Raw genomic sequence first — 2,788 nt, 5'->3', positions numbered from 1 at the left:
GGATATTTTAATTACTGAGTCTACCTATGGTTCCTCTGTCCACCCCGCTAGAAGAAATCAAGAAACTGCATTGATGGAATCCATTGCTGAAGTAGTGCAAGCTGGGGGCAATGTCTTGATTCCCTCTTTTGCTTTGGGTAGAGCTCAGGAAATCCTCTTAGCCATCCGAACTTCCAAGCTATTTAATAAATTAACAGTTCCCATCTTTGTGGATGGATTGGTCAGAGCAGTCACAGAGGTATTTCGAGAAAACCTGGACTTATTGCCTATTCCAGTTCAGAACTTAGTTAAGATTAACGGCCAGGAGCCATTCTTTGATAAAACCAGTACACCCCCGATTATTTCTATCGAAAACCCTCGGGAACGTCCGATTGCGATCGCAAAACCCAGTGTAATTGTGGCCAGTTCCGGTATGCTCACCGGTGGACCGTCAGTCTATTATGCCTCAGCACTGCTAGAGCGAGAGAATGCTGCCATCTTTATTTCTGGCTACACTGATGAAGAATCCCCTGGCCGCCTCCTGCAAAGTCTCAAAACTGGGGACACTGTTGAACTAGATGGGAAATCAATTACCGTCAAAGCTCAAATCAAACGGTTTAACCTCTCTGCCCATACCGATAAGGTGGGACTCGGACAAGTAATCAACAAGGTAAAGCCCAAGCACCTAGTCTTAATTCATGGAGAATTAGAAGCCTTACACCAAGTAGCCCGGTCTGGAGACAATCAGTCCTTATGCTATATCCATATTCCTGGTGTCGGAGATAAAATTGAATTAGGAGTAGCACCGGAACAGCTTTCCCGACAGCAGATTGCTAAGATTCAGCAACCCCAAGAGTTTGACGTGATGGTAGAGAGCTTTGGTACCGATGCTTGGTTGCGAGTTCCCGAAGAGGTGGTGGAAAAAGACCCTCGATGGCAGACCTTGAGTATCAGCGGCATTATCAAAGCGCGATGGGATGGTGCGAATCTCAAGCTTGCTCCCATGCAACCGGAAATGATACTTCAGGAAGAAGAGATTGAAGCAGGGCTTAAGAGTGGAAAGGATTGCTGTGCCGTGTGTCAGTTTTTCAGTGGTAGATTTTGTCAGTCTCCTGATAGTCCTTTGTTTGAGCGGAGGGTTGATCCCTTGGCAATCTGTGATCAATTCCAATCTAAAGTCCAGGATTTTTCAACTCTTGACACTGACCTTCTGTGGTCAGAGGAAGTTGATTACTAGCAGGATCCCTCTCCTACTCCATATCTCCGAGATTTTCCCGAGATTATCCATTTCAAAAAGGCGGCACCCAGATTCGAACTGGGGATAAAGGCTTTGCAGGCCCCTGCCTTACCACTTGGCTATGCCGCCACTAGTTGTTTAGTATATCATAACTATATCAGTTTTCAATTTTAATAATATCTCTGAATTACCCATGTTAAAAATTTTCCCGCGTCCACTGCGTCCCCTTTGTCCGGTGCTGACCTAGTCAAGGAAGACGCAAAGAACGCTGATAAGTAGGTTTTTTATTGGTTAATTGTGCCGTTGGGCATAGTTACCTGATTTAAATTAGTGTTATCGAAATTAGCACCATTGGTCATAGCATCCCTGAGATCAGACCTTTCTAAGTCTGCCCTGGCCAGATCGGTACCATTGAGATTGGCACCAGTCAAGTTAGCTCCTGTTAAATCTGTATTACTTAAATTGGCACCAGTCAGGTTAGCACCGCTTAAATCCGCATTGGCTAAATCTGCTCCAGCCAAATCGGCACCGGTGAGATTGGCATTGCTGAAGTTAGCCTGACTTAAATCAGCACGGCTGAAATTAGCACCAGTCAGGTTAGCATTAGTCAAATCTACTCCTGACAAGTCCACATTCGTACAATCTGCCCCACTGAGGTTAGCACCCCTGAGGTTTTTCTCGATCAGGGGTGTACACTTGTTAATATGCCCTGAGCCTATATTATCCGCAAACGCTGTGGGTTCCTCTTGAGACACACTTACCTGTATTGGCTCCGCTTCTGCAACTGCTCCAGTTTCCAATCGCTCAGGTTCTGCAACTGGTCTAGGTTCTACAAAACTGGCTAACCATCCTATACCCGCAAGAGCGAGTAAGACTGTACCCATACCAATCAACATCAGACCAGACCCATTACTATGATGTTTGGCAACTGCGGATTTAGAATGCGTTCGCTTTTTAATCTCAGCAAGGGCTTTTTCCATAAATTCTGGGGGAATTTGTGCCTCTTTACCTGCTTCAATCAACTCCTTTACAGAATAGCTTTGGTTGTGCTGAGCATAGAGTTGAGCCGCTAGGGCGAAGGCTTGGTGGGCTTGGTCTTCAGGGATACGATCTTTTGGGAGTTTCATAATTATTAGGAAGCTTAGGAAGCCAGTCAGAGCTGAGATAGTATAAGAGTCAGGCTGTCAAGCCTGTCACTTTCTAATCTAGCAAGCCAGACTTTTAAGTGTTAATGGTTGCTTAATCGAGCTTGGTGACCTCATGGCTAAACTGATCACGGAAGTGAGGGTAATCTATCCCGCCAGTCAAGAAACTGACCTTAAGGTGACACGAAGGCTATTGTTAACTAGCGTAGGCTTTGGATTTATGCTTCTTTATCTTGCGAATACTTGCTAATATAATTAGATCTGTTCGCTCATTTCGCTCATAGTAACGTGGTCACCCTTCCTGTTCAACAAGAGCATCTGTTTAACCGCAGCCTCAACACCATCAAAGGTGTAAAACTACTCTTTGTCGAAGCAGAGCTGCTTTTCGATGTCTCTTGCCCTGATCTTGCTGCTTGAGGGCATCAAG

Annotated in this window: 3 protein-coding genes and 1 tRNA gene; 2 read left to right on the top strand and 2 right to left on the bottom strand. The window is 45.3% G+C overall.

Annotation, left to right across the window (positions count from 1 at the left end; translation table 11 throughout):
* Positions 1–1,216, top strand: a 1,216-nt coding sequence (locus F6K49_RS39625) for an MBL fold metallo-hydrolase (protein WP_293106142.1), incomplete at its 5' end; no start/stop codon positions are given.
* Between the two features lie 58 nt (positions 1,217–1,274).
* On the opposite strand, the gene F6K49_RS39620 is transcribed toward F6K49_RS39625, so the two are convergent.
* Positions 1,275–1,345 (bottom strand) — tRNA-Cys (locus F6K49_RS39620).
* Positions 1,346–1,500: 155 nt separating this feature from the next.
* On the bottom strand, positions 1,501–2,343 hold the full coding sequence (locus tag F6K49_RS39615) for a pentapeptide repeat-containing protein (RefSeq protein ID WP_293106138.1): 843 nt from the start codon (positions 2,341–2,343) through the stop codon (positions 1,501–1,503).
* Between the two features lie 306 nt (positions 2,344–2,649).
* On the opposite strand from F6K49_RS39615, the gene F6K49_RS39610 reads away from it, so the two are divergent.
* The gene (locus F6K49_RS39610; protein ID WP_293106134.1) at positions 2,650–2,778 is read left to right on the top strand and encodes a hypothetical protein; all 129 of its coding nucleotides are present in this window, start codon (positions 2,650–2,652) and stop codon (positions 2,776–2,778) included.
* The last annotated feature ends 10 nt before the right edge of the window (positions 2,779–2,788 follow it).

It is taken from the genome of Moorena sp. SIO3I6 (assembly GCF_010672095.1).
This window is presented reverse-complemented; position numbering and strand designations above follow the sequence as displayed.